The sequence below is a fragment of the Massilia varians genome (assembly GCF_027923905.1).
Classification (GTDB): Bacteria; Pseudomonadota; Gammaproteobacteria; order Burkholderiales; family Burkholderiaceae_D; genus Telluria; species Telluria varians_B.
The window spans coordinates 3,815,986-3,835,993 of the sequence record NZ_AP026966.1 but is presented as its reverse complement, the minus strand read 5'-3'; the positions used below and the strand labels follow the sequence as shown (position 1 = coordinate 3,835,993).

Annotated in this window: 23 protein-coding genes; 22 read left to right on the top strand and 1 reads right to left on the bottom strand. The window is 64.9% G+C overall.

The window, feature by feature from the left end; all coding sequences use genetic code 11:
- The first annotated feature begins 4 nt into the window (after positions 1-4).
- The 13 genes from MasN3_RS17235 to MasN3_RS17175 all read left to right on the top strand — a co-directional run bounded on the left by MasN3_RS17235 (position 5) and on the right by MasN3_RS17175 (position 10,541).
- Entirely contained in the window at positions 5-514 is a 510-nt protein-coding gene (locus tag MasN3_RS17235; protein WP_281908819.1) for a YceD family protein, read from the top strand.
- A gap of 217 nt (positions 515-731) precedes the next feature.
- Positions 732-914 carry a 50S ribosomal protein L32 gene (gene rpmF, locus MasN3_RS17230; RefSeq protein ID WP_005666806.1) on the top strand — a complete coding sequence of 61 codons (183 nt, stop codon included), beginning with the start codon at positions 732-734 and terminating at the stop codon, positions 912-914.
- A gap of 206 nt (positions 915-1,120) precedes the next feature.
- Complete coding sequence (gene plsX, locus MasN3_RS17225; RefSeq protein WP_281908816.1) at positions 1,121-2,149, top strand: phosphate acyltransferase PlsX; 1,029 nt, start codon at positions 1,121-1,123, stop codon at positions 2,147-2,149.
- Positions 2,150-2,175: 26 nt separating this feature from the next.
- Complete coding sequence (locus tag MasN3_RS17220; RefSeq protein WP_281908815.1) at positions 2,176-3,162, top strand: beta-ketoacyl-ACP synthase III; 987 nt, start codon at positions 2,176-2,178, stop codon at positions 3,160-3,162.
- Positions 3,163-3,331: 169 nt separating this feature from the next.
- Positions 3,332-4,270, top strand: coding sequence for an ACP S-malonyltransferase (gene fabD / locus MasN3_RS17215; protein WP_281908814.1), 939 nt, complete (start codon positions 3,332-3,334; stop codon positions 4,268-4,270).
- A 26-nt stretch (positions 4,271-4,296) separates the two neighbouring features.
- Entirely contained in the window at positions 4,297-5,034 is a 738-nt protein-coding gene (gene fabG / locus MasN3_RS17210; RefSeq protein ID WP_281908812.1) for a 3-oxoacyl-ACP reductase FabG, read from the top strand.
- Between the two features lie 169 nt (positions 5,035-5,203).
- Complete coding sequence (gene acpP, locus MasN3_RS17205) at positions 5,204-5,443, top strand: acyl carrier protein (RefSeq protein ID WP_020653257.1); 240 nt, start codon at positions 5,204-5,206, stop codon at positions 5,441-5,443.
- Between the two features lie 38 nt (positions 5,444-5,481).
- The gene (gene fabF / locus MasN3_RS17200; protein ID WP_209586115.1) at positions 5,482-6,732 is read left to right on the top strand and encodes a beta-ketoacyl-ACP synthase II; all 1,251 of its coding nucleotides are present in this window, start codon (positions 5,482-5,484) and stop codon (positions 6,730-6,732) included.
- Positions 6,733-6,889: 157 nt separating this feature from the next.
- Positions 6,890-7,444, top strand: coding sequence for a hypothetical protein (locus MasN3_RS17195; RefSeq protein WP_281908805.1), 555 nt, complete (start codon positions 6,890-6,892; stop codon positions 7,442-7,444).
- 61 nt (positions 7,445-7,505) lie between these two features.
- Positions 7,506-8,108, top strand: coding sequence for an RNA polymerase sigma factor RpoE (gene rpoE / locus MasN3_RS17190; RefSeq protein ID WP_281908804.1), 603 nt, complete (start codon positions 7,506-7,508; stop codon positions 8,106-8,108).
- Positions 8,109-8,167: 59 nt separating this feature from the next.
- Complete coding sequence (locus tag MasN3_RS17185) at positions 8,168-8,572, top strand: sigma-E factor negative regulatory protein (protein WP_281908802.1); 405 nt, start codon at positions 8,168-8,170, stop codon at positions 8,570-8,572.
- 221 nt (positions 8,573-8,793) lie between these two features.
- A complete protein-coding gene (locus MasN3_RS17180) occupies positions 8,794-10,272 on the top strand; it encodes a DegQ family serine endoprotease (RefSeq protein WP_281908801.1) in 1,479 nt (492 codons plus the stop codon).
- Entirely contained in the window at positions 10,269-10,541 is a 273-nt protein-coding gene (locus MasN3_RS17175) for a glutaredoxin family protein (protein WP_370662303.1), read from the top strand. Before MasN3_RS17180 ends, MasN3_RS17175 begins: the two co-directional genes overlap by 4 nt.
- A 127-nt stretch (positions 10,542-10,668) precedes the next feature.
- Here MasN3_RS17175 and MasN3_RS17170 read toward each other — a convergent pair whose 3' ends face one another.
- Positions 10,669-10,929, bottom strand: a complete 261-nt coding sequence (locus MasN3_RS17170; RefSeq protein ID WP_281908800.1) for a hypothetical protein — start codon at positions 10,927-10,929, stop codon at positions 10,669-10,671.
- Here MasN3_RS17170 and lepA point away from each other — a divergent pair.
- From lepA to uvrC, 9 genes are all read left to right on the top strand, one after another.
- Positions 10,919-12,712, top strand: a complete 1,794-nt coding sequence (gene lepA, locus MasN3_RS17165) for a translation elongation factor 4 (RefSeq protein ID WP_281908799.1) — start codon at positions 10,919-10,921, stop codon at positions 12,710-12,712. The two genes, MasN3_RS17170 and lepA, sit on opposite strands and share 11 nt — an antisense overlap.
- The gene (gene lepB / locus MasN3_RS17160; RefSeq protein WP_281908798.1) at positions 12,713-13,642 is read left to right on the top strand and encodes a signal peptidase I; all 930 of its coding nucleotides are present in this window, start codon (positions 12,713-12,715) and stop codon (positions 13,640-13,642) included. It abuts the gene before it with no gap.
- Between the two features lie 15 nt (positions 13,643-13,657).
- Positions 13,658-14,068, top strand: a complete 411-nt coding sequence (locus MasN3_RS17155) for a DUF4845 domain-containing protein (RefSeq protein ID WP_281908796.1) — start codon at positions 13,658-13,660, stop codon at positions 14,066-14,068.
- A 75-nt stretch (positions 14,069-14,143) separates the two neighbouring features.
- Positions 14,144-14,911 carry a ribonuclease III gene (rnc, locus tag MasN3_RS17150; RefSeq protein ID WP_281908794.1) on the top strand — a complete coding sequence of 256 codons (768 nt, stop codon included), beginning with the start codon at positions 14,144-14,146 and terminating at the stop codon, positions 14,909-14,911.
- An 8-nt stretch (positions 14,912-14,919) separates the two neighbouring features.
- Positions 14,920-15,837, top strand: coding sequence for a GTPase Era (gene era, locus MasN3_RS17145; RefSeq protein WP_281914532.1), 918 nt, complete (start codon positions 14,920-14,922; stop codon positions 15,835-15,837).
- 24 nt (positions 15,838-15,861) lie between these two features.
- Positions 15,862-16,674, top strand: a complete 813-nt coding sequence (gene recO / locus MasN3_RS17140; protein ID WP_281908793.1) for a DNA repair protein RecO — start codon at positions 15,862-15,864, stop codon at positions 16,672-16,674.
- A gap of 9 nt (positions 16,675-16,683) precedes the next feature.
- A complete protein-coding gene (pdxJ, locus tag MasN3_RS17135) occupies positions 16,684-17,457 on the top strand; it encodes a pyridoxine 5'-phosphate synthase (RefSeq protein ID WP_281908791.1) in 774 nt (257 codons plus the stop codon).
- Position 17,458: 1 nt separating this feature from the next.
- Positions 17,459-17,860, top strand: a complete 402-nt coding sequence (acpS, locus tag MasN3_RS17130) for a holo-ACP synthase (protein WP_281908789.1) — start codon at positions 17,459-17,461, stop codon at positions 17,858-17,860.
- Positions 17,861-17,889: 29 nt separating this feature from the next.
- Complete coding sequence (gene uvrC / locus MasN3_RS17125) at positions 17,890-19,941, top strand: excinuclease ABC subunit UvrC (RefSeq protein ID WP_281908788.1); 2,052 nt, start codon at positions 17,890-17,892, stop codon at positions 19,939-19,941.
- Positions 19,942-20,008 lie beyond the last annotated feature (67 nt).

The following is a 20,008-nucleotide window of genomic DNA, read 5'->3' as shown; positions in this document are numbered from 1 at the left end:
CCAAATGAGCGCTTTTGTCATTGACGCCTTCGAGTTTTGCCGGAATAACGGACACCGCGAGGGCACGACCCCTGTCGCCGAGATGAGCCGCCTGGCGGCCGAGTGCGCCGACAAGTCCGGCGAATCATCCGGCGCGATGCGCTGGTCGATCGACGGCGGCCTGACCAAGCAGGGTTACCCATCGATGACCCTGGCGGTTGCCGGTCCCGTGAAGCTGGTGTGCCAGCGTTGCCTGACGCCGATGGACTACGAGATCGACTCGTCCACCATGCTGGTGCTCGGCAAGGACGACGAGGATGCGGACGGGATCGAGGAAGTCCTCGACGACGAGAGCATCGACGTGATCGTCGGCAGCCGTGAGTGCGATATCCGCCAGTTGCTGGAAGACGAAGCCCTGCTGGCCCTGCCGCAGGCACCGAAACACGAGGTATGTCCGGACACTCAGCTCCTGGACGCCCTGAAGACCGAGAAGGTCTCGCCGTTCGCGGCACTGAAAAATCTCAAGCCCGAGTAAGCATCACAGAATGAGTAGTACCGCAGTACCGAGCAGTACGACTGAAAGAACGTGTCAAACGCGTGCAGTAGTCGAGTATGGCAGTAGGCAGTTGATGTAGCAGCGTTAAAACATGTCGGCGATGGATGAATAAGAAATTGCCGCTGGGATACTCGATCTGCAAGTTTTTGCAAATCGAATGTGTTAGAATTTTAGAACTTATGTATTAGGAGTCATCATGGCAGTTCAGCAGAATAAGAAGTCCCCGTCGAAGCGCGGCATGCACCGTTCGCACGATTTCCTGACCGCACCGAACCTGGCAGTCGAGCCGACCACCGGCGAAACCCACCTGCGTCACCACATCAGCCCGAACGGTTTCTACCGTGGCCGTAAAGTCCTGAAGACCAAGAACGACGAGTAATCGACGTCTTGTCCTTTAGTACCATGAAAGCGGTGCAACGTATGTCTGCGTGGCGCCGCTTTTTCTTTTCCGTTTTCAGCGGCTGCAACAACTTTGCACTCCGTCATTTTGAATTGCGCGGACAGCGGCTGGCTGCGCGCCAGGCCCGCTCCCATCTTGCCGCCCGCACGCTCTGCCACTTCGCATGAGCCGGCATCTCCAAACAAATGACAATCACTATTTCCATTGACTGCATGGGCGGCGATCACGGCCCCTCAGTTACCATTCCGGCAGCCGTCTCGTTTCTAAAAAAACAAGCTGACGTCCACCTCATCCTGGTGGGGCTCGAAGACGTCCTGCGCGCCGAGCTCAAGAAGCAGGGCGCCGAATCGAATCCCCGCATCACCGTCAAGAACGCCACCGAGGTCGTCACCATGGACGACCCGCTCGAGATCGCCCTGCGCAAGAAGAAGGATTCGTCCATGCGCGTGGCGGTCGAGCTGGTCAAGGACGGCAGCGCCAATGCCAGCGTCTCGGCCGGCAATACCGGCGCCCTGATGGCCGTCTCGCGCTACGTGCTCAAGACCATGGCCGGCGTCGACCGTCCGGCGATCTGCTCGATCATGCCGAACCAGAAGGGCGGGCCGACCTACATGCTCGACCTGGGCGCCAACGTGGACTGCGAACCGCACCACCTGCACCAGTTCGCCATCATGGGCTCGGTGCTGTGCTCGGCCATGGAGAACAATCCGCGCCCGAGCATCGGCCTGCTGAACGTGGGCACCGAGGAGATCAAGGGCAACGAGGTGGTCAAGGCCACCGGCGTGCTGCTCAAGGCCGACCACGCGCGTGGCAAGCTGAATTTCTTCGGCAACGTCGAAGGCAACGACATCTTCAAGGGCACCGTGGATGTGGTGGTGTGCGACGGTTTCGTCGGCAACGTCACGCTCAAGGCGGTCGAAGGCCTGTCGCGCTTCGTCAAATCGGTGTTCACGGAAAATATCTTCTCGATGGCCGGCGCGCTGCTGGCCCGCAAGTCGCTCAAGAAGCTCAATCCGGAGCGCTACAACGGCGCCAGCCTGCTCGGCCTGAAAGGCCTGGTCTTCAAGAGCCACGGCGGCGCCAATGCCTTCGCCTTCGAATGGGCGATCAAGCGCGCCTACGACGCCGCCAAATACGATGTACAAGAGCAGCTGTCGGCCCTGATCGCCGAACTGATGCCGACCCCGCCCGACGCCCAGCAGCGCCAGGCTTGACCAAAACCAGCAGGATGGTGCAGAAGATGACTGTCTACAGCAAGATCACCGGTACCGGCAGCTACCTGCCGGCCAAGCGCGTCACCAACGACCAACTCGCGGCCCAGCTGGCCGAGCAGGGGATCGAGACCTCCGACGAGTGGATCGTGACCCGCAGCGGCATTTCGAGCCGCCACTACGCGGCGAGCGACGAGAATGCCTCCGACCTGGCCGTGAAGGCCGCGCGCAATGCATTGGAAGCGGCCGGCTGCCTGCCCGCCGACATCGACCTGGTGATCGTCGCCAGCTCGACCCCCGACTTCCACGGCAGCTTCCCGAGCACCGCCTGCATCGTGCAGCAAAAGCTCGGCATGGCCAACAACAGCGCCGCCTTCGACGTGCAGGCCGTGTGCAGCGGCTTCGTGTATGCGGTCTCGACCGCCGATGCCTTCATCCGCGCCGGCGTGTACCGGCGCGTGCTGGTGATCGGCGCCGAAGTGTTCTCGCGCATCCTCGATTTCACCGACCGCACCACCTGCGTGCTGTTCGGCGACGGCGCCGGCGCCGTGGTGCTGGAAGCCTCGGAAGAGCCGGGCGTGCTGGCCACCAAGCTGCACGCCGACGGCAGCCAGTCGCACATCCTGTCGATCCCGGGCAACCTGGCCGGCGGCGCGGTGGCCGGCAGCGGCTTCCTGTACATGGACGGCCCGGCGGTGTTCAAGCTGGCCGTCACCGTGCTGGAAGAAGTCGCCAAGGAAGCGCTCGAGCACGCCAAGATGCAGGCCTCCGACATCGACTGGCTGATCCCGCACCAGGCCAACCTGCGCATCATGAAGGGCACCGCCAAGAAGCTCGGCCTGCCGATGGAAAAGATGGTCGTCACCGTCGATCAGCACGGCAACACCTCGGCCGCCTCGATCCCGCTGGCGCTCGACGCCGCGGTGCGCGACGGCCGCATCAAGAAGGGCGACAATGTGCTGATGGAAGGCGTGGGCGGCGGCTTCACCTGGGGCGCGGTGCTCGCCCGCATGTAATTCGTTTCGTGCCGCGGCGTATGCGCCGCGGCGATCCGTAGGGTGGACGGCTTCGCCGTCCGCGCGTTCAGCAAGAGAATGCGTTGCCACAGTGCGTACGAAGTTTGAGCGCGCGGTCGGCAGAGCCCACCACCCTACGAAAACCGAGATATCCGAAGAGAGAACAATAATGAGCAAATTCGCATTCCTGTTTACGGGCCAGGGCGCCCAGGCCGTCGGCATGCTGAACGGCTTCGCCGGCAACCCGGTGGTCGAGCAGACCGTGCTTGAAGCCTCGGCGGCCCTGGGCTTCGACATCGGCAAGCTGATCGCCGAAGGCCCGAAGGAAGACCTCGACCTCACCACCAACACCCAGCCTGTCATGCTGACCGCCGCGGTCGCCGTGTACCGCGCCTGGATCGCCGCCGGCGGCCCGGTGCCCTCCATCGTTGCCGGCCACAGCCTGGGCGAATACTCGGCCCTGGTCGCTGCCGGCGTGATCGCGTTCAAGGATGCGGTGCCGCTGGTGCGCTTCCGCGCCCAGTCCATGCAGGACGCGGTGCCGGTCGGGCAGGGCGGCATGGCCGTCGTGCTGGGCCTGGGGGCCGACGAGGTGCGCGCCGTGTGCCTCGAGGCCGCGCAAGGCGAAGTGGTCGAAGCCGTCAACTTCAACGAGCCGACCCAGATCGTCATCGCCGGCCACGCCGCCGCGATCGACCGCGCCTGCGAGATCGCCAAGGCGAAGGGCGCCAAGCGCGCCATGAAGCTGGCGGTGTCGGCGCCGTTCCACTCCTCGCTGCTCAAGCCTGCTTCGGATCGCCTGCGCGACTACATGGAGAACATCCCGTTCTCGGCGCCGCAGATCGACTTGATCAACAACGTCGACGTCGCTATCCTGCACGATCCTGCCGCGATCAAGGACGCCCTGGTGCGCCAGGCCGCCGGTCCGGTGCGCTGGGTCGAGACCATGCAGAAGATGGCGCTTGAAGGTGTGACCCAGGTCATCGAATGCGCCCCGAGCAAGACCCTGATCGGCATGGCCAAGCGCATCGACGCCGCCCTGGTCGGCGAGGCCCTGGTCGACCAGGCTGCGCTGGAGCGCGTGCTGGCCTCGATCAACGCGGCTTGAGATCAACACCAAAGAAAAGGAATAGCATGAATCTGCAGAACCAAGTTGCCCTCGTCACCGGCGCATCGCGCGGTATCGGCAAGGCCATTGCGCTCGAACTGGCGCGCCAGGGCGCAAAGGTCGTCGGCACCGCCACCAGCGCGGCCGGCGCCGAGGCGATCGGCGCCTACCTGGCTGAATTCGGCGGCAAGGGCGTGGTCCTGAACGTGACCGACGCCGCCCAGTGCGGCGCCGTCGTTGACGAGGTGCAGAAGGGCTTCGGCAGCCTGTCGATCCTGGTCAACAATGCCGGCATTACCCAGGACAACCTGGCCATGCGCATGAAGGACGAGGAGTGGGACAGCGTGATTTCCACCAACCTGACCGCCGTCGGCCGCCTGTCGCGCCTGGTGCTGCGCGGGATGATGAAGGCCAAGCACGGCCGCATCATCAACATCACCTCGGTGGTCGGCGCCTCGGGCAACCCGGGCCAGATGAACTACGCCGCCGCCAAGGCCGGCGTGGCCGGCATGACCCGCGCGCTGGCGCGCGAGATCGGCAGCCGCAACATCACCGTCAACTGCGTCGCGCCGGGCTTCATCGATACCGACATGACCAAGGCTCTGGGCGAAGACCAGCACAGCGCGCTGATGCAGCAGATCCCGCTGGGCCGCCTGGGCCAGCCGGAAGACATCGCCCACGCCGTGGCCTTCCTGGCAGGCCCGACCGCGGCCTATATCACGGGCACCGAGCTGCACGTGAATGGCGGCATGTACATGAATTAAGGCGCTAGAATGCCGGATTGAATCGATTGCGAAAAAAATCCGGCGTGTACGCCACTTTTAGCAGCAATTTCGGTGGATATAAGCGTAATCGCCGAAAGTAGTTTTTCATCGCGCAAACCTGATAAAATGCGCGCACTTTCCGCAACACACACCTTAATGGAGCCATAACATGTCGGATATCGAACAACGCGTTAAAAAAATCGTCGCTGAGCAACTGGGCGTTGCAGAAGCAGACATCAAAATCGAATCCTCGTTCGTTGACGACCTCGGCGCTGACTCGCTGGACACCGTGGAACTGGTGATGGCACTGGAAGACGAGTTCGAAATGGAAATCCCTGACGAGCAGGCTGAGAAGATCACCACCGTCAAGCAAGCCATCGACTACGCCACCGCGCACGTCAAGGCCTAAGTAGTAGATCGCGCTTTAAAAGTTTTTGGGAGAATCGCTTGAGCCGTTCACGCAACCGCCGTGTCGTCGTTACCGGCCTGGGCTGCATTTCACCAATCGGCAACACCATTGCCGAGGCGTGGGACGCGGCGCTGGCCGGTAAGTCGGGCATTGCCAACATTACCAAGTTCGACGCGACGCCGTTCACGACGCATTTCGCCGGAGAAGTGAAGAACTTCAAGGTGGAAGACTACCTGCCGGGCAAGGAAGGCCGCAACATGGATAGCTTTATCCATTTCGGCATGGCAGCCGGCATCCAGGCCCTGCAGGATTCGGGCCTGGTCGTGACCGAGGAAAACGCGGACCGCATCGGTGTGACCATCGGTTCGGGCATCGGCGGCCTGCCGATGATCGAAGCCACCAAGGAAGAGTACATGAATCGCGGCCCGCGCCGCATCTCGCCCTTCTTCGTGCCGGCCTCGATCATCAACATGATCTCGGGCGATCTCTCGATCAAATTCGGCCTGCGCGGCCCGAACCTGGCGATCGTCACCGCCTGCACCACCGGCCTGCACTGCATCGGCGCCGCCGCTCGCCTGATCGAGTACGGCGATGCCGACGTGATGATCGCCGGCGGCGCGGAATCGACCGTGTCGCCGCTGGGCCTGGGCGGCTTCGCCTCGGCGCGCGCGCTGTCGACCCGCAACGACGATCCGGCCACCGCCTCGCGTCCGTGGGACAAGGACCGCGACGGCTTCGTGCTGGGCGAGGGTGCCGGCGTGATGGTGCTCGAAGAGTACGAACACGCGGTCGCACGCGGCGCCAAGATCTATGCGGAAGTCATCGGCTTCGGCATGAGCGCGGACGCCAACCACATCACCTCGCCGGTCGAGGATGGCAGTGGCGCGGCGCGCTGCATGGTCGCGGCACTGAAGAACGCCGGCCTGAACGCCGGTGAAGTCCAGTACGTCAATGCGCACGGCACCTCGACGCCGCTGGGCGACGTCGCGGAGGTGCGCGGCATCAAGCGCGTCTTCGGCGACCACGCCAAGACCGGCCTCGTCGTGAACTCGACCAAGTCGATGACCGGCCACCTGCTGGGTGGCGCGGGCGGCCTGGAGTCGGTGTTCACCGTGCTGGCGATCCACAACCAGGTGTCGCCGCCGACGATCAACATCTTCAACCAGGATCCGGAATGCGACCTGGACTTCGTGGCCAACACGGCGCGCGACATGAAGATCGATTACGCGGTCAAGAACTCCTTCGGCTTCGGCGGTACCAACGGTACCCTCGTCTTCGCAAAAGTTTGACCGTCGGTCTGAACCAGACCACGCCCATTCCGGTCTAACCGGGATGGGCGCCTGCAGGCTGTGTCGTTCGGTCCTGCGCATCAAGCAGTACATCCCCCTGTATCTCCTCCGTCCGCCTCCGGGCTGCGGCGCCCCTTCCTCTCCTCGCTGAAGAACCATGTCGATCGCGCTGAGCGTCGTCGTTGCGCCGTCACGCCGCCTGCGTTGCCTGCTGGCCGGCTTCGGCGCTTCCCTGTTCGCGGCCGCGTGCGCCGTGGGCCTGGCCACGCCTGCGCGCTTTGCCGGAGCGCCCTGTGTGGCGGCTGCGCTGCTGTTCGCCGCGGCATGCGTGCTGCGTGCCGCGCTGCGTGCTGCAACGGTGCATCGCATTGATATTTCTGGACCCGGCCAGCTACGCCTGACGGTACAACAGGGTGTGCGGCAGGACAAACGCGCGGGCTTGCCGGCAAGGCTGTCGGCCGGCTCCACGCTGTGGCCGCGCATGTTGCTGCTGTGCCTGGAAATCGGCGACGACGCGGGTGTCGCAGGGGCGAACGGGTGTGCGCACGGCTGGATGCGGCGCTGCCGGCTGGTCTTGCGCGCCCCGGCGCGTCCTTCCGTGGCCGTGCTGCCGGACAGCCTGTCGCCGGAGGCATTCCGCGCCCTGGCGGTGGCGCTCGGCGCCGGCGTCCAGACCTCGGGCGGGTCGCCGGCGGAGCACAAAATACTTTGAACTTATTGCAGCGGGCCAACTCTTACGCAGGAGGGCCGCTGCAGCCGATGGGGCAGGGTCCGTGACGACAGAACGCGAGGGAGATCAGGTGTTGGTGGAGCGCGTCCAGGCTGGCGACCGGGCCGCGTTCGACCTGCTCGTGGCCAAATACCAGCGCCGCCTGATGCGCCTGGTGTCGCGCCTCGTGCACGATCCGGCCGAAGCCGAAGACGTCGTGCAAGAGACCTTCATCAAGGCTTTCCGCGCCCTGCGCCACTTCCGCGGCGATTCCGCCTTCTACACCTGGCTGTATCGCATCGGAATCAACACGGCCAAGAACTTCCTGGTGACACAGGGCCGCCGCGCGCCGACCTCGACCGACGCCGACGCCGAGCGGGCCGAGGGGTTCGACGACGCGGACAGCCTGCGTGACATCAACACACCCGAATCGGTGTTGGCGAGCAAGCAGATTGCCCACACAGTCAATGCGGCGATGGAAGCACTGCCGCTGGAATTGCGAACGGCAATTGTTTTGCGAGAAATAGAAGGATTGAGCTACGAAGAAATCTCCGAGGTCATGGCGTGTCCGATAGGAACCGTACGCAGCCGGATTTTCCGTGCACGCGAAGTCATTGCTGAGAAATTGCGCCCATTGCTCGATTTCCCGGTTGACAAACGTCGGTAGGTAGCAGGATCGTACAGAGACGCGACAAATTGAACAGACCGACGCCGACGGGTTATCAGATGGAAACGAACAAGAAGATACGCGAATACATATCAGCCTTTGCGGATGGCGAACTGCCGGATGCCGACCTCGAGCTCGCGCTGGCGGCCCTGCGCGAGGCCGATGGGCGGCAGACCTGGGATCTCTACCACCGCATCGGCGACGCCCTGCGCGCCGAGCCCCTGGAGGCGGAACTCTCGCCCGGCTTCGCGCTGCGCCTGGCGGACCGGCTGGCCGCCGAAGCCACGCCGCTGCGGCGCCCGCCGACGCGCCCGGCGACGGCGGCCGATGCGCTGGCGGCGATCGCGCCGGCGGTCACGGCGGGCCCCGAATCGCTGGGTGGCGGCAAGATGGCCGGGCCCGGCGTCACGCCGCGCGACGGACCTCTCCCCGATACCGCCGCGGCCGCCGTCAAGCGCCTGTAGGCTGGCGGCGCGGCCGTGTCGTGCGCGACGCCGACGCGGCACCCCTGATATGCGCGGCATATCACACGGCTCATCTGATTCATTCTGTATATAAGTCTTCCAACACTTTTTCCCGTCCGGTATCCGGCGTCGATGGCTGCGGCATGCCCCCGCGTACGGCGCGACAAAGCGCGTATTTTGGCTTACCATAAAGTCAATCTCAGCCATCCTACGCCAAGCCCATGACCCGTGAATCCAAGCATCGTCCACTCCGCATGTACCTGCCGGCCCTGCTGGTCGCAGCGAGCTGTGCCTTCCTTCCCGACAGCGCCATGGCCGCGGCGCCGGTGCAGACCCCGGTCGTCACCGGCCTGCCCGATTTCTCCGACCTGATCGACAAGGTCGGACCCGCCGTGGTCAACATCCGCACCACCGAGCGCGTCACGCGCGGCCAGGGCATGCCGGGCGAAGAGGAGATGCAGGAATTCCTGCGCCGCTTCTTCGGCGGCCAGATTCCCCGCGGGGGCGGGCGCGGCCAGGGCCGTCCGGGCGGGCAGGGCGGCGCCGAGGAGCAGGTCACGCGCGGCGTCGGTTCCGGCTTCATCATTTCCGCCGACGGCTTCGTGCTCACCAATGCCCACGTGGTCGAAGGCGCCGACGAAGTCACCGTCACGCTCACCGACCGCCGCGAATTCAAGGCCAAGGTGCTGGGCGCCGACCGCCGTTCCGACGTGGCCCTGCTCAAGCTCTCGGCCAGCAACCTGCCTTACCTGCGCACCGGCGACTCCAGCAAGATCCGGGTCGGCGAATGGGTGGTGGCGATCGGCTCGCCCTTCGGCCTCGACAACACCGTCACCGCCGGCATCATCTCGGCCAAGTCGCGCGACACCGGCGAATACCTGCCGCTGATCCAGTCCGACGTCGCAGTCAATCCGGGCAACTCGGGCGGCCCGCTGATCAACGTGCGCGGCGAGGTGATCGGCATCAACTCGCAGATCGCCACGCTCTCGGGCGCCTACAACGGCATTTCCTTCGCCGTGCCGATCGACGAGGTCATGCGCGTGTCCGAGCAGCTGAAAACCACCGGCAAGGTCACGCGCGGCCGCCTGGGCGTGCAGATCGGCGAAGTCACGCGCGACGTCGCCGAGTCGCTCGGCCTGGGCAAGGCGCGCGGGGCGGAAGTGTCGATGGTGGAAGCCGGCGGCCCGGCCGAGAAGGGCGGCATCAAGGTCGGCGACATCATCCTGAAGTTCAACGGCCAGCCGATCGAGACCACCCGCGACCTGCCGCGCCTGGTCGGCGCCACCAAGGTCGGCAGCCGCGCCACCGTCACCGTATGGCGCCGCGGCACCCAGCTCGAGCTGCCGGTGACCATCGTCGAACTGCAGGAAGAGCGTTCCCCGACCGCCCGTCCGACGCCCAAGAAGCCGACTCCCGGCGCCGCGCCCAACGCGCTCGGCCTGGTGGTCTCGGACATCCCGGCGGCTGCGCGCGCCGAAGCCGGCATCGACGGCGGCGTGCTGGTCGAGAACGCCGAAGGCAGTGCCGCCACCGCCGGCATCCGCCCGGGCGACATCGTCTCGCAGGTGGGCAATACCCCGGTGAGCAGCGTCGCCCAGTTCAACGGCCTGGTCGCCAAGCTGGACCCGAAAAAACCGGTGGCCCTCCTGGTGCGCCGTGACGACGTCACCCAGTACGTCGTCGTCAAGCCGCGCCAATGATGCGATTGGTCCCGTTCACGCTGTACTCGCGCAGCTACTGCCACCTGTGCGAAGACATGCTGCAGGCCTTGCTGGCCCTGCAGCAGCCCGGGGAGCGCTTCGAGGTCGCCGTGGTCGATGTTGACGCCGATCCGGCGCTGGTGGCGCGTTTCGACGAGCTGGTGCCGGTGCTGTACGGCGCTCCGGAGGGCGAGGAGCTGTGCCATTACTTCCTCGATCCGGTGGCGGCCCGCGGCTGGGCGGATGCCTGCGCCAGGGCTGCCGCGTAGGGTGGACGGCTCTGCCGTCCGCGCGTTCAAATCAAGCTTGTGCGGCCTGCGCGGCTGTTCTCCGGTTGGCTGAACGCGCGGACGGCGAAGCCGTCCACCCTACCAAACGCCTCTGCCACCCTCCGCTTCAACAAAAACCAGCCTTTCTCCCCCTCGCCAGCCGCAAAACCGGGCTTTCCAGCGCGGAATCCGGTAAAATGCCGGGGTCGGAAAAGCGCCGGCCGCCTGCACGCCTGTCGCCACGCTTTTCATTCGCTTCATCGAGCGCTTCGACCGGGGGCCGGCATGCCCTTCTGGAAGCGCTTTTTTGCATTGCACCTATTCGTTGTCGTCGCCTGCCGCGCTGCCCGCGGCCTTTTTGGTTTTGAGCTTTGTTAATGAACAACATACGTAACTTCTCCATCATCGCCCACATCGACCACGGCAAATCGACCCTGGCCGATCGCATCATTCAGCTGTGCGGCGGCTTGTCCGAGCGCGAGATGGACGCGCAGGTGCTCGATTCGATGGACCTGGAACGCGAGCGCGGCATCACCATCAAGGCCCAGACCGCGGCGCTGCAGTACAAGGCGCGCGACGGCCAGATCTACAACCTGAACCTGATCGACACCCCGGGCCACGTCGACTTCTCCTACGAAGTCTCGCGCTCGCTGTCGGCCTGCGAAGGCGCGCTGCTGGTGGTCGACGCCAGCCAGGGCGTGGAAGCCCAGACCGTGGCGAACTGCTACACCGCGCTCGACCTGGGCGTGGAAGTCATCCCGATCCTGAACAAGATCGACCTGCCGCACGCCGATCCGGACAACGCCAAGAAGGAAATCGAGGACGTGATCGGCCTCGACGCCTCCGACGCCACCACCTGCTCGGCCAAGACCGGCCTGGGCGTGGAAGACGTGCTGGAAACCCTGGTCGCCAGGGTCCCGCCGCCCAAGGGCGACAAGGACGCGCCGCTGCAGGCCCTGATCATCGACTCCTGGTACGACCCCTACGTGGGCGTCGTGATGCTGGTGCGCGTGGTCAACGGCACCCTGCGTCCGAAGGACAAGATCCTCCTGATGGCGACCGGCTCGCAGCAGCTGGTCGAGAACATCGGCGTGTTCACCCCGCGCTCGGTCTCGCTGCCGGAACTGTCGGCGGGGCAGGTGGGCTTCATCATCGCCGGCATCAAGGAACTGACCGCCGCCAAGGTGGGCGACACCGTCACCTTGGCCAACAAGCCGGCACCGAGCCCGCTGCCGGGCTTCAAGGAAGTCCAGCCGCAGGTCTTCGCCGGCCTGTTCCCGGTGGAAGCCAACCAGTACGACGCCCTGCGCGACTCGCTGGAAAAACTGAAGCTGAACGACGCCGCGCTGCAGTACGAGCCGGAAGTGTCGCAGGCGCTGGGCTTCGGCTTCCGCTGCGGCTTCCTGGGCCTGCTGCACATGGAGATCGTGCAGGAACGCCTGGAGCGCGAATTCGACATGGACCTGATCACCACGGCGCCGACCGTGGTGTACGAGGTCGAGATGCGCGACGGCACCCAGCTGCGCGTCGACAACCCGTCCAAGATGCCGGAACCGTCGAAGATCGCCGAGATCCGCGAGCCGATCGTCACCGTCAACCTGTACATGCCGCAAGAGTACGTCGGCGCCGTCATGACCCTGTGTAACGGCAAGCGCGGCGTGCAGATGGACATGGCCTACCACGGCCGCCAGGTCAAGCTGGTGTACGAGATCCCGATGGCCGAGATCGTGCTGGACTTCTTCGACCGCCTGAAGTCGACCTCGCGCGGCTATGCCTCGATGGACTACGAGTTCAAGGAAAACCGCGCCTCCGACGTGGTGAAGGTCGACATGCTGATCAACAGCGAGAAGGTCGACGCCCTCGCCATCATCGTGCACCGCGCCAACGCCCCCTATCGCGGGCGCCAGGTGGCGGCCAAGATGCGCGAACTGATCCCGCGCCAGATGTTCGACGTGGCGATCCAGGCGGCGATCGGCGCCACCATCATCTCGCGCGAGAACGTCAAGGCGTTGCGCAAGAACGTGCTGGCCAAGTGCTATGGCGGCGACATCTCGCGCAAGAAGAAGCTGTTGGAAAAGCAAAAGGCCGGCAAGAAGCGCATGAAGCAGGTCGGCTCGGTGGAGATCCCGCAGGAAGCCTTCCTGGCCATCCTCCAGGTGGAAGAAAAATAAATGGATATGCAACCCATCCTGAGCAATTTTGCTCTGATCCTGTTCGTCCTGATGGTGGTGACCGGAGTGATCTGGTGCCTGGACGTGTTCGTGCTGGCCAAGGCGCGCCGCCGCAAGGCCGACGCCGCCCTGGCCGAATACGACGCCCGCACCCGGAAGCTGACCGCCGAGGGCATCAAGGTCGACAGCGGCAACGGGCGCGCCGCCATCGAGCAGGCGCACCTGCGCCAGCCGACCTGGATCGAGTACTCGGGCAGCTTCTTCCCGGTGATCGCGCTGGTCTTCATCCTACGCTCCTTCCTGTGGGAACCGTTCAAGATCCCGTCCTCGTCGATGGTGCCGACCTTGCTGGTGGGTGACTTCATCCTCGTGAACAAGTACGCCTACGGCGTGCGCCTGCCGATCGTCAACAAGAAGGTGATCGAAGTGGGCGACCCGCAGCGCGGCGACGTCATGGTGTTCAAGTATCCGAAGGATATGGGCCAGGACTACATCAAGCGCGTCATCGGCGTGCCCGGCGACACCATCACCTACGAAGACAAGCGCCTGACCGTGAACGGCAAGCCGGTCCAGTACACCCCGATGGACGACTACCTGGACGACCAGCACCCGATCTACCACAAGCAGTTCATCGAGCAGCTGCCCGGCAAGGAAAGCGGGGTGGCGCACCGCATCCTGAACACCGAGGGCAAGCGCACGCTCGACCTCGGCGCTGTGGACAATTTCCCAAATCGTGAAGCCTGCGACTATTCGTACGATAAATTTACCTGTATCGTACCTCCAGGCAACTATTTCATGATGGGCGATAACCGCGACAACAGTGCCGACAGCCGCTATTGGGGCTTCGTGCCGGATAAAAACATTGTTGGCAAGGCGATCGTCGTCTGGATGAACTTCAGCAATCCGAAACGGATTGGCGGCATCCAGTAATCCGGGAGATCCACGATGCGTCACCAAGCACCCAGCAAGCAAGCCGGCATGTCCCTGACCGGCCTGATCCTCGTCCTGGCCGTCCTCGGCGTGGCCGCCGTGTTCGCGCTCAAGCTGCTGCCCACGTACTTCGAGTACAGCGCGATCAAGGAGGCGATTGTGCGCGCCAAGGAAGCTGGCGGCACGCCACGCGAAATACAGGTAGCCTTCGACAAGAACGCCGGCATGAACAACGTCACCGCCATCAACGGCCGCGACCTGGCCATCACCCGCGACGGCGGCGAGACCCAGGTCAGCTTCGCCTACGAGAAACGGGTGCCGCTGGTGGGCAATGTCAGCATCGTGATCGACTATGCGGGCACGACCGATCCGAGCGGTGCGAATGCGGCAAAAGAAGCAGATGGGGCCGCGACCGCGGCCCGGTAACAGGCAACACGCCGGGCACCGGGTGCCTGGTGCAACCACGACAGCACAATGAATCTACAGTTATTGCAAACACGCTTGGCTTACACGTTCCGGGACACCGGCCTGCTCCAGCAAGCCCTGACCCACCGTAGCCATAGCGCGCTGCATAACGAACGCCTGGAGTTCCTCGGCGACTCGATCCTGAACTGCGTCGTGGCCTCGATCCTGTACGAGCGCTTCACCAACCTCGACGAAGGCGATCTGTCGCGCCTGCGCGCCAACCTGGTCAAGCAGCAGTCGCTGTTCGAGATCGCCCAGAAGCTCGAGCTGTCGCAGTTCCTGCGCCTGGGCGAGGGCGAGCTGAAGTCGGGCGGTTTCCGCCGGCCGTCGATCCTGGCCGACACCCTGGAAGCCTTGCTGGGCGCGATCTTCCTCGACACCGGCTTCGATGCCGCGCGCGACGTGATCCGCGCCTTCTACATTCCGCTGCTCGACTCGGTCGATCCGCGTACACTGGGCAAGGATGCCAAGACCCTGCTGCAGGAATTCCTGCAGAGCAAGAAAATTTCGCTGCCCACCTATAACGTGGTGGCCACGCACGGCTCCGCCCACAGCCAGGAATTCGAGGTCGAGTGCCTGGTGCCGAAGCTGAACGTGCAGGTCTTCGGACGCGGCGGCAGCCGCCGCGCCGGCGAACAGGCCGCCGCCCGGCTGGCGCTGGAAGCGGCACAAGGGGCGCTGGCCAAGGCGCCGGCGGCCCGCAAGAGCAAACCGCGCGCCGCCCAGCTGAAGCTGGCAGGCATCGGCACGGTCCAGACCGACGGCGCCGCAGGCGCAGAACAAACAGGCAGCAAATCCGCATGAGCAAGAATATGAATACCGACACGACCGACACCGCAGGCACCCTTGACAACTTCCGCTGCGGCTATATCGCCATCGTCGGCCGTCCGAACGTCGGCAAGTCGACCCTGATGAACGTGCTGATCGGCGCCAAGGTGTCGATCACCTCGCGTAAGGCCCAGACCACGCGCCACCGCATCACCGGCATCCAGACCCGCATTGATGCCCAGTTCATCTACGTCGACACGCCGGGCTTCCAGACCCGCCATGCGAATGCCCTGAATAAAACGCTGAACAAGACCGTCTCCAACACGCTCACGTCCTCGGACGTGATCCTGTTCCTGGTCGAAGCCGGCACCTTCGGCCCGGCCGACCAGCAGGTGCTCGACCTGCTGCCGAAGAATGTTCCGGTCGTGCTGGTCATCAATAAATCGGACCGCGTGAAGGACAAGGCGGTCCTGATGCCGTTCGCGCAAAAAATCGCCGCGCTGCGCGACTTCACCGCCATCGTGCCGGTCTCGGCCAAGCTGCGCTTCCAGGTCGACGCGCTGGAAAACGAGATCAAGCGCCACCTGCCGGAAAACGCCCCGATCTTCGGGCCGGACGACATCACCGACCGCAGCGAGAAGTTCCTGGCCGCCGAGATCGTGCGTGAAAAGGTGTTCCGCCTGCTGGGCGACGAGCTGCCCTACACGAGCACCGTGATCATCGAGCAGTTCCAGCAGGAGGGCAACCTGCGCCGCATCTTCTGTGCCATCCTGGTCGAGCGCGACACGCACAAGTCCATGATCATCGGTAACAAGGGGGCGCGCCTGAAAGAAATCTCGACCCAGTCGCGCCTGGACATGGAAAAGCTGTTCGACGGCCCCGTGTACCTGGAAATCTGGGTCAAGGTCAAATCCGGCTGGGCCGACAACGAAGCGGGCCTGCGCGCCTACGGCTACGAGTAAGCATTTGGAGGCCGTCCCGACCGCATGCCAGACCAAGCAAAATCAGACGACCTCATCGAAGCTCGGGAGCCCGGCGTTCCGGTAGCGGCCAAGCGCAGCCGGCCGCCCGTGCGCCCCGCGACAAAGGACACCCGCGTGACCGGCCAGCCCGGCTTCGTCCTGCACAGCTATCCCTACAAGGAAACCAGCCTGATCGTCGACATGTTCACGCGCGACTTCGGCCGCGTGGGCGTGGTGGCGAAAGGCGCCAAGCGCCCGCTGTCCAAGCTGCGCGGGGTGCTGCAGACCTTCCAGCCGCTGTCGGTGTCCTTCAGCGGCAAGCTCGAACTGCGCACCCTGATCGATGCCGAATGGGTGGGCGGCATGCTGCCGCTGGAGAAGACCGCGCTGCTGTGCGGCTTTTATCTGAACGAACTGCTGGTCAAGCTGCTGGCGCGCGACGACAAGCATCCGGCCTTGTTCGACCACTATGTCTCGACCCTGAACCAGCTGGCCCACGGCGAACCGCCGCCCATCGTCTTGCGAAAGTTCGAACGGGCCTTACTTAAGGAAACAGGCGTCGCCGCCGACCTCGCGCGCTCGACCACCACGCGCGCCGCGGTCGAGCCCGGGCGCGACTACGTGGTCGACCCGGAAAAGGGCGCGCGCGAAGCCGTGCCCGCCGACGTCTGGCCGGTAGTGCTCGGCAAGACCCTGCTCGACATGGAGCGCGAGGATTACCGCGATCCGGTCACGCAGGCGCAGAGCAAGCAGCTGATGCGCTTCCTGCTGGCGCACCACCTGGGCGGCGCGCCGCTGAATACGCGCCAGATTTTGATCGACCTGATGCAACTATAAAGACCACACATGAGCTTCCTGCAACCCCTTGGCTCCGTCATCGACCTCGGCGTCAACATCGACCACATCGCCACCGTGCGCAATGCCCGCGGCACCACGTATCCGGACCCGATCCGCGCGGCCCTGCTGGCCGAGCAGGCCGGCGCCGACCTGATCACCCTGCACCTGCGCGAAGACCGCCGCCACATCAAGGATGCCGACGTGGTCGCGCTGCGCCCGCTCTTGGGCACCCGCATGAACCTGGAAGCGGCGGTGACCCGCGAGATGATCGACTTCGCCTGCCAGGTCAAGCCGCAGGACGTGTGCCTGGTGCCGGAACGGCGCGAGGAAGTCACCACCGAGGGCGGTTTGGACGTGATCCGCTACTACAAGGAAGTCGAGGCGGCGGTGCAGCAGCTCAAAAGCGAAGGCATCCGCGTTTCGCTGTTCATCGACGCCGACGAACAGCAGATCGAGGCGGCAAGCGCCGTTGGCGCCACCGTCATCGAACTGCATACCGGCCGCTATGCCGAAGCGGAAGGGGATGAAGCGCTGCGCGAGATCGAGCGCATCAAGCTCGGCGTGCATGCGGGCGCCTCGCGCGGCCTGCGCGTGAACGCGGGTCACGGCCTGCACTACACCAACGTGCAGCCGATCGCGGCCATTAGCGACATCCACGAGCTCAACATCGGCCACGCGATCGTCGCCCACGCCCTGTTCGCGGGCTGGGAGAACGCGGTGCGCGAAATGAAGGCCATCATGGTGGCGGCGCGCCTCGCCGTGCAATACGGGGCAGGGGCCTGAGATGATCTACGGCATCGGCACCGACATCGTCCAGATCTCGCGTGTCGAGGCGGCCCTCGCGCGCAGCGGCCCGCGCTTCGCCGAGAAGATCCTCGGCCCCGAGGAGCTGGCGAAGTACCATGCGCGCAGCAGCAAGAACGCAGTGCGCGGACTGCGCTTCCTGGCCACCCGCTTTTCGGCCAAGGAAGCGTTCTCGAAAGCGATCGGGCTGGGCATGCGCATGCCCATGACCTGGCGCTCGGCCCAGATGCTCAACGCGCCCAGCGGCAAGCCGGTCATCGTCTGCAGCGGGGCGCTGGAGGACTTCATGCGCGCCAATGGTTTGAGCGCGCAGGTGACAGTCAGCGACGAGGCCGATTATGCGGTGGCCTTCGTGATCGTGACCAAGGACGTGGCCGTATAAAGCAAGAGTAGGCAGGATGTAGGTCGGAAATGAGCAAGGAAGACGAGCGGGATGTCGCCTATGTGGCGAGCTGTGGTGCCGCGATGCCGGTTCCGTCCCCCAAGCCGGCGCGCATCGGCGCCGCCAGACCCAGGATCAGGAAGATTGAGGCCGTCGCGCCACGCGTGCGGCCGGACAGTTGGCAGGCCATGAAAGAAGAACTGAAAGCGACTTTGAAGGGCGACGCGGCACAACCGGTGCAGCCGGGCGAGGCGGCGCGCGAGCAGGTGCTGGCGACTGTGGCAAAACTGCCCGGGCTGCCAGGCGTGTACCGCTATTTCGACGCCAACCAGAACGTGCTCTACGTCGGCAAGGCGCGCAACCTCAAGAGCCGGGTGTCGAGCTACTTCCAGAAGAACTTGTCGAGCCCGCGCATCGCGATGATGGTGTCGCAGATCGCGCACCTGGAAACCACGGTGACGAGCAGCGAGGCCGAGGCGCTGATCCTGGAAAACAACCTGATCAAGTCGCTCAAGCCGCGCTACAACATCCTGTTCCGCGACGACAAAAGCTACCCCTACATCCGGATCACGGGCGGCGAGGCGCCGCGCCTGGGCTACTACCGCGGCGCGCTGGACAAGAAGAACCAGTACTTCGGGCCGTTTCCTTCCGCCTGGGCGGCCAAGGAATCGATCCAGCTGCTGCAGCGGGTGTTCCTGCTGCGCACCTGCGAGGACAGCGTCTACAGCAACCGCACCCGTCCCTGCCTGCTGCACCAGATCGGCCGCTGCAGCGCGCCCTGCGTCGACCTGATCACGCCGGAAGACTACAAGCGCGACGTCGACAACGCCGCGCGTTTCCTGCGCGGGCGCCAGAGCGAGGTGCTGGAGGACCTGGAGCAGAAGATGCAGTCCTACGCGATGGAGCTGAAGTTCGAGCAGGCCGCCAGCGTGCGCAACCAGATCCAGGCCCTGTCGAAAGTGCTGCACGCGCAGAGCATGGAAACCGTGGGCGACGCCGACGTCGACGTGATTGCCGTGGTGGTGCAGGGCGGCCGCGCCTGCGTCAACCTGGCGATGGTGCGCGGCGGACGCCACCTGGGCGACCGCGCCTACTTCCCGACCCACGTCGGCGAGTCGCTCGGCGAATGCCCGATCGAGGTCGAGGTGCTGTGCGCCTTCCTGGCCCAGCACTACGCGGGCCAGTTCATCCCGGGCACCCTGATCCTGAACATCGAGTTCGACCAGCCGGAGCTGATCGTGGCCCTGTCCGAACAGTGCGGCCATCGCATCAACCTGATCTTCCAGCCGCAGGGGCAGCGCCGCCAGTGGCTGGAGCTGGCCTGTAAGAACGCCGAGATCGCGCTGGCGCGCCTGCTGTCCGAGCAGGGTTCGCAGCAGGCGCGCACGCGCGCGCTGGCCGAGGTGCTGGCGCTGGACAGCGACACCCTCGACGAGCTGCGCATCGAATGCTTCGACATCAGCCACACGGCGGGCGAAGCGACCCAGGCGTCCTGCGTGGTGTTCCACCACCACCAGATGCAGAACGGCGAGTACCGCCGCTTCAACATCAACGGCATCACGCCGGGCGACGACTACGCCGCGATGCGCCAGGTGCTGCAGCGCCGCTACGAAAAGGTGGCGGGCGGCGAAGGCGTCATGCCCGACATCGTGCTGGTCGACGGCGGCAAGGGCCAGGTCGAGATGGCGCGCCAGGTATTCGAGGAGCTGGGCTTGAGCACCTCGATGATCGTCGGCGTGGCCAAGGGGGAAGGGCGCCGCGTGGGCCTGGAAACCCTGATCTTCGCCGACGGCCGCGCGCCGCAGGAGCTGGGCAAGGAATCGGCCGCGCTGATGCTGGTGGCCATGATCCGCGACGAGGCGCACCGCTTCGCGATCACCGGCATGCGCGCCAAGCGCGCCAAGGCAAGACAAGCCTCGCGCCTGGAGGAGATCGAAGGCATCGGCGCCAAGCGCCGCCAGCGCCTGCTGGCGCGCTTCGGCGGCCTGCGCGGCGTGATCGACGCCAGCGTGGAAGACCTGATGTCGGTGGAGGGCATCTCGAGTACGCTGGCGGAGGAGATTTACCGCCAGCTGCATTGACTTACCGGACCGGGGCCTGCGCCCCGGTTTTGTTTTTGGAGCGCATACAGACGAGTCAACTAGTCCG